At 74.6% G+C, this 7264-nt stretch carries 1 protein-coding gene and 2 pseudogenes; all 3 read right to left on the bottom strand.

Translation table 11 applies throughout. The features are described from left to right. Nucleotides 1-4383: acyltransferase domain-containing protein (locus ABZ863_RS34935; protein ID WP_358543996.1), on the bottom strand; the 4383-nt coding region annotated here is incomplete at its 3' end. Nucleotides 4384-4386: 3 nt separating this feature from the next. Next, nucleotides 4387-4446: pseudogene (locus ABZ863_RS34940) on the bottom strand (hypothetical protein); the annotation flags it as partial. Nucleotides 4447-4513: 67 nt separating this feature from the next. Next, nucleotides 4514-6676, bottom strand: a pseudogene (locus ABZ863_RS34945) (type I polyketide synthase); the annotation flags it as partial. Nucleotides 6677-7264 lie beyond the last annotated feature (588 nt).

The raw sequence follows: 7264 nt of genomic DNA on the forward strand, positions 1-7264 counted from the left end.
CCACACAGGGCAGCAACCCGGCCGGGTTCCGCGTCGGGCGGGACCACCATCAGGCCGAGTACCGCACGACCGGTCTGGATCCGAATACCCCGTGGCGCAGGCGGCGAGGGTGACCTCGGCTCCCAGTTCCCGCAGCTCGGCGGCGAGTTCGCCGGCGCCGGGGGTGTCGGGGCCCCGACGGCCGGTGAGGACGAGGTGGCGCATGCCGTGTCGGGTGACGAGGTGGCGGGTGAGGATGCCGCCGAGGACTCCGGCGCCGCCGGTGACGAGGACGGTGCCCTCGGGGTCCCAGGCGCGGGGCAGGGTGAGCACGATCTTGCCGTAGTGCTTGGCCTGGGCCATGTGGCGGAAGGCTTCGCGGGCGTGCCGGACGTCCCAGGTGACGGTGGGCAGCGGGCGCAGGGCTCCGGAGGCGAAGAGTTCCGACAGGTCGCGGAACATCTCCTGGATGCGGTCCTCACCGGCCTCACGCAGTTCGTACGCCTGGTAGAGGGCGACGGCGGGGTGGTCGCGGACGACCTGCTCGGGGTCGCGGACATCGGTCTTGCCCATGTCGACGAGGCGTCCGCCGGGGGCGAGCAGCCGCAGGGAGGCGTCGATGTAGTCGCCGGCCAGGGAGTTGAGGACGACGTCGACGCCACGGCCGCCGCTGGCGGCGCGGAAGCTTTCCTCGAAGGCGAGGGTGCGGGAGGAGGCGAGGTGGGCGTCGTCCCAGCCGTCGGCGCGCAGCAGGGTGCGCTTGTGGTCGCCCGCGGTGCCGTAGACCTCGGCGCCCCAGTGGCGGGCGAGCTGGGCCGCGGCCATGCCGACACCGCCGGCGGCGGCGTGCACGAGGACGGACTCGCCGGAGTCGAGGTGGGCGAGGTCGCGCAGTCCGTAGTAGGCGGTGAGGAAGGCGACGGGTACGGAGGCGGCCTGGGCCCAGGTCCAGCCGTCGGGTACGGGGGCGAGCATGCGTGCGTCGGCGACGGCGCGGGGGGCGAAGCCGCCGGAGACCAGGCCCATGACGCGGTCGCCCGGGGCGAAGCAGGTGACTCCCTCGCCCACGGCGGTGACCACACCGGCCGCCTCTGCGCCGAGGAGCACGGCGGGGCCGGGGTACATGCCGAGGGTGTTGAGGACGTCGCGGAAGTTCAGTCCGGCGGCACGCACCTCGATCGCCACCTCGCCTGCGGCGGGCTCCTCGGCCGCCCCCGGGGCGGCGACGATCTCCAGCCGGTCGACGGACCCCTTCTCGGGGATGTCGAGACGCCAGTTCTCGGTCCCCTCGGGCACGGTGAGAGCGTCGGAGGCACGGGGGCGGACCAGGCGCGGCGCGTACGCGGCGCCCTCGCGGAGGGCGAGTTGCGGCTCACCGGCGGCGAGCGCGGCCGGCAGGGCGAGCCAGGAGTCGTCGTGGACGTCGAGGTCCACCAGGACGAGGCGGCCCGGATGCTGGGACTGGGCGGAGCGCACCAGGCCCCAGACGGCGGCGCCGGGCAGGTCGTGGGCGGGGTCCGCGGGGCCGGTGGGGGCGGCGCCGCGGGTGACGACGACCAGCGGGATGCCCTCGGTGGTCTCGTCGGCGAGCCAGCTCTGGACGGTGGCGAGTACGTCGCCGAGGACGGCGTCCGGGGTGTCCGGTCCGGCGTCGGGCGCGGCGGCCGTGTCCGTGGCGAGGGCCCCGGCGAACAGCAGGACGGCGCCCGGCCGGTGACCGGTGGCCTCGGTGTGCTCGGCCAGTTCGCCGGGGGTGGCGAAGGCGGGCAGCGTGGTTCCGCTGCCGTCGGGTGCCGTGACCGGAGCGGCCGGGGTGCCGAGGACGGCCCAGCCGGTGGCGGCGGGGACGGCGGCGGGCGGCGTGACCGGTGTCCAGTCGAGGCGGAACAGCCAGTCGCGGGCGGCGCGGGCGGACGGATCGAGGGTGTCCGGCGCGATCTCGCGTACGGCCAGGGCGTCGATGGTGGCGACGGGGGCACCGGTCGGGTCGGTGAGCTGGACGGAGATGGCGTCCTGCCCTGCCGGGGAGACGCGGACACGCAGCGCGGTCGCTCCGGCGGCGTGCAGGCAGACTCCGGTCCAGGTGAACGGGACGACCGTGCGCTCGGCGCCGCCTGGGGCGAGGTGGGCGGCGTGCAGGGCGGCGTCGAGGAGCGCGGGGTGGATGCCGAACCGTCCGGCGTCGCCCCGGACCTGCTCGGGCAGGACGACCTCGGCGTACAGGTCCTCGCCGCGGCTCCAGGTGGCGCGCACGCCCTGGAAGACGGGCCCGAACTCGTAGCCACGGCCGGCGAGAAGCTCGTAGAAGCCCTCGGCGGCCACGGCGGTGGCGCCGGGGGGCGGCCAGGCGGTGAACTCCTCGGGCCGGTCGACGGCGGGGGCGCCGGGCTCGGTGAGGGTGCCCTGGGCGCGGAGCGTCCACAGCTCCTCGGTGGCGCCGTCGGGGCCGGTGGTGCGGGTGTGGACGGTGACGGGACGGTGGCCGGAGGCGTCGGGCTCGCCGACGCCGATCTGGACCTGTGCCTCGCCCCGTTCCTGGAGGACCACGGGGGCCTGGAGGGTCAGTTCCTCGATCCGGCCGCATCCGAGGACGTCGCCGGCCCGGATCACGGACTCCACGAGCGCGGTTCCGGGGACGATCACGGTGCCGGACACCGCGTGGTCCGCGAGCCAGGGGTGGGTGCGCAGCGACCACCGTGCGGTGGCCACCAGGCCGTCACCGCCGGCGAGTTCGACGGAGGCGCCGAGCTGGGGGTGATCGGGCGAGTCGAGGCCGGCCGAGCCGACGTCACCGCCCAGCTCGGCGAAACGCGGCCAGTAGTGCTGCCGCTGGAAGGCATACGTGGGGAGGTCGACGTGGCGGGGCCGGGTGCCCGCGTAGTGCGTCTCCCAGTCCACCTCGGCGCCCAGCGCCCACGCCTCACCCAGCGACAGCGCGAACCGCTCCAGACCACCCTCATCGCGCCGCAGCGTGCCGACGACACCGGCCTGCACCCCCGCGTCCTCGATGGTCTCCTGCACCCCGGTCGCCACCACCGGATGCGCACTCACCTCCACGAACACCCGGAACCCGTCGGCCAGCAACGCACGCGTCCCCGCCTCGAACTCCACCGTCCCCCGCAGGTTCCGATACCAGTACCCGGCATCCAGACCAGCCGTGTCGATCACTCCACCCGACAACGTCGAATAGAACGGCACGCCACACGACCGCGGCGCCACCGGCGCCAGCAGATCCGCAAGCTCCTCCTCGATCCGCTCCACATGCGCCGAGTGCGACGCATAATCCACCGCCACCCGACGCGCCCGCACACCCGACCCCTCACACGCGGCCACGAACTCGTCCAGCGCCTCCGCATCACCCGACACCACCACCGACGACGGCCCGTTCACCGCCGCCACACCAATCCGCCCCTCCCAGCCCGCCAGCAGACCACGAACCTCCTCCACACCCCGCGCCACCGACACCATCCCACCCAGACCCGACAACGCACGCAACGCACGCGACCGCAACGCCACCACACGCGCCCCGTCCTCCAACGACAACCCACCCGCCACCACCGCAGCCGCGATCTCCCCCTGCGAATGCCCGACCACCGCACCCGGCTCCACACCCTGAGCCCGCCACACCTCCGCCAACGACACCATCACCGCCCACAACACCGGCTGCACCACATCCACCCGCTCCAACGACGCAGCACCCTCCACACCATTCAGCACATCCAGCAACGACCACCCCGTGAACGGCTCCAACGCCGCCGCACACTCCGCCACCCGCCCCGCGAACACCGGCGACGAACCCAACAACTCCACCGCCATACCCACCCACTGCGAACCCTGACCCGGGAACACGAAGACCACCCTGCCGGAGCCGTCGCCGACCGAGCCTTCCACCAGACGCGGGGAAGGCTCCCCGGCAGCCAGCGCGTCCAGCCCCGCGAGCAGCTCCTCACGGCCGGATCCCACGACCACCGCACGCCGGTCCATCGCCACACGCGACGACACCAGCGCATGCGCCACATCCAGCACCGACGCCCCGGACGCACGCACCGACGCCGCCAGACGCGCCGCCTGCTCCCCCACCGCCGCACGCGACTTACCCGACACCATCCACGAGCGCACATTGTCGGCCGAGTCGTCCGCGACGGGCTCGGTGAACGGGTCCGTCGCCTCGTCCTCGGCGGGTTCGGGGGCGGGGGCCTCCTCCAGGATGAGGTGGGCGTTGGTGCCGCTGATGCCGAAGGAGGAGACACCGGCGCGGCGAGGACGGCCGGTCTCGGGCCAGGGAGTGGACTCGGTGACGAGGCGGACGGCGCCGCTCGACCAGTCCACGACGGGGGTCGGCCGGGTGATGTGGAGGCTCTTGGGCAGGGTGCCCTGTCGCATCGCCAGGATCATCTTGATCATGCCGGCGACGCCGGCGGCGGCCTGGGTGTGGCCGATGTTCGACTTGACGGAGCCGAGCAGCAGCGGCCGCGCGGGCGCGGTCCTGGCCGTAGGTGGCGAGGAGGGCCTGCGCCTCGATGGGGTCGCCGAGGGGGGTGCCGGTGCCGTGCGCCTCGACCACGTCGACCTCGCCCGGGGTGAGGCCGGCGTTGGCGAGGGCCTGGCGGATGACGCGCTGCTGGGAGGGGCCGTTGGGGGCGGTCAGGCCGTTGGAGGCGCCGTCCTGGTTGACGGCGGAGCCGCGGACGACGGCGAGGACCGGGTGGCCGTTGCGGCGCGCGTCGGAGAGCCGCTCCAGGAGGACCAGGCCGACGCCCTCGGCGAGGCTCATGCCGTCGGCGCCCTCGGCGAAGGCCTTGCAGCGGCCGTCGGCCGCCAGGCCCCGCTGCCGGGAGAACTCGACGTAGGGCTCGGGCGTGGACATGACGGTGACACCGCCGGCCAGGGCCATCGTGCACTCGCCGGTGCGCAGGGACTGCAGCGCCAGGTGCAGGGCGACGAGGGAGGAGGAGCAGGCGGTGTCCACCGTCACGGCGGGGCCCTCGAAGCCGTACGTGTACGACAGGCGGCCGGAGGCGATGCTGGAGGCGTTGCCGGTCATCAGGTGGCCGGCGAGCTGTTCCTGGGCCGCGGCGCCGCCCAGACGGACCTGGTAGTCCGTGGTGATGCTGCCGACGAAGACACCGGTGGCGCTGTTGCGCAGGCTTCCCGGGTCGATGCCGGCGCGCTCGAAGGCCTCCCAGGAGGTCTCCAGCAGCAGCCGCTGCTGCGGGTCCATGGCCAGGGCCTCGCGCGGCGAGATCCCGAAGAACGCCGGGTCGAATCCGGCGACGTCCTGGATGAAGCCGCCTTCACGGCTGTAGGTGGTGCCGTGGCGTTCGGGGTCCGGGTCGTACAGGGCGTCCAGGTCCCAGCCGCGGTCCTCGGGCGGGGTGGAGACGGCGTCCACCTCGGCGGCCATGAGGTTCCACAGCTCCTCGGGCGTGGTGACGCCGCCGGGGAAGCGGCAGGCCATGGCGACGACCGCCATGGGCTCGTCGGTGACGCCCGCGGAGAGGACGACGGGCGCGGCGGCGGGGCGCTCGTCGCCGAGGAGCAGGGTGCGCAGGTGGGCGACGACCGCCGTGGTGTTGGGGTGGTCGAAGAGGAGCGTGGTGGGCAGCTTGACGTCGGTGGCGGCGGTGATCCGGTTACGGACCTCCACGGCGGTCAGCGAGTCGAAGCCCAGGTCCTTGAAGGCACGGTGGACGTCCACGGCCTCCGGTGAGGAGTGGCGCAGCGCGGTGGCGACCTCGGCGCGGACCAGGTCGGTGAGCAGCCGGTCCTGTTCGGCGGGGGCGAGGCCGCGCAGCCGCTCGCGCAGGGCGTGGGTGTCGGGCGCGGTGGCGGCGGCCGCCTCCAGGGCACGGCGGACCTCGGGGAGGTCGCCGACGAGCGGGCTGGGCCGGGCCGCGGTCATGGCGGTGCCGTAGGCCCGCCAGTCCACGTCGAGGACGGTGGCGTGCGGGATGCCCTCGGCGACGGCGGCGCGCAGCGCGGCGACGGCGGTGACGGGGTCCATCGGGGCGAGGCCGTCGTGGCTCATCCGGTCGGCGAGCACGTCGGCGGTGGCCATGCCCGCGTCGGCCCACGGGCCCCAGGCCACGGAGGTGACGGGCAGTCCCTCGGCCCGCCGCTGCTCGGCTACGGCGTCCAGATAGGCGTTGGCGGCGGCGTAGTTGGCCTGTCCGGCGTTGCCGAGGACACCGACGATCGAGGAGAAGAGCACGAACAGGGTGACGCCGTGGTCGCGGGTCAGCTCGTCCAGGTTGGCGGTGCCGAGCGTCTTGGGGCGCAGGACGGCTTCGAAGCGGTCCAGGGTGAGGGCGTCGAGGACACCGTCGTCCAGGACACCGGCGGCGTGCACGACGCCGGTGAGGGGGAGATCGGCGGGCAGGGAGCCCAGCAGACGGCTGAGCTGCTCGCGGTCGGCCACGTCACAGTCGGCGACGGTGACCCGGGCACCCAGCTCCTCCAGTTCCGCGACGAGTTCGGCGGCACCGGGACTGCCGGGTCCGCGGCGGCTGGTGAGCACCAGGTGGCGGGCACCGGAGACGGCGAGCGAGCGGGCGACGTGGGCGCCGAGGGCGCCGGTGCCGCCGGTGATCAGGACGGTGTCGTGGTCGCCCCAGCCCCCGATCCCGTCGTCGTCGGCCGCCCGCACGGCGAGTTCCGCGTCCGCGTCGGTGGCCCGGGCCGGCTCGGGCAGCGGCATCCGGGCCAGCCGGCGGGCGTACGCGCCGGAGGAGCGTACGGCGATCTGGTCCTCGGGGCCGCCGAGGAGCGTGGCCAGGCGGGCGAGGCTGCGGGCGTCGGGGTCGGCGGGCAGGTCGGCGAGGCCGCCCCAGGCGTCGGGGAGTTCCAGGGCGACGGCGCGTCCGAAGCCCCAGGTCTCGGCCTGGACGGGGGAGGTCAGCCGGTCGCGGCTGTCGACGGCGACGGCGCCGCGGGTCAGCGCCCACACGGACGCCTCGGTGCCGGACAGCGCGTGCAGCAGCTCCTTGGCGGTGGCGAGGCCGCGCGGTACGGCGGGGTGGTCGGGGTGGGGGCGCTCGTCGAGGGCGAGGAGCGAGAGGACGCCCGCGATGCCTTCGGCGCCCTCGGTCTCGGTGTCACCGGCGCCGGTGAGCAGGGCGGTGAGCGCGGCGGTGTCCTCGTCGCCGGTGAGGTCGTGGCGCTCGACACGCAGGCCGCGCGCCGTGAGAGCCCCCAGCACCGCGTGCACCCAGGGGTCGCCGGGGTCCGTGGTTGCCGTCGCGCGAGGACGGTAGAAACGAAGCAACACCGCGAGAAGAGGGAATGC

Source organism: Saccharomonospora sp. NPDC046836 (assembly GCF_040645195.1).
In the GTDB taxonomy this organism is placed as follows: domain Bacteria; phylum Actinomycetota; class Actinomycetes; order Mycobacteriales; family Pseudonocardiaceae; genus Prauserella_A.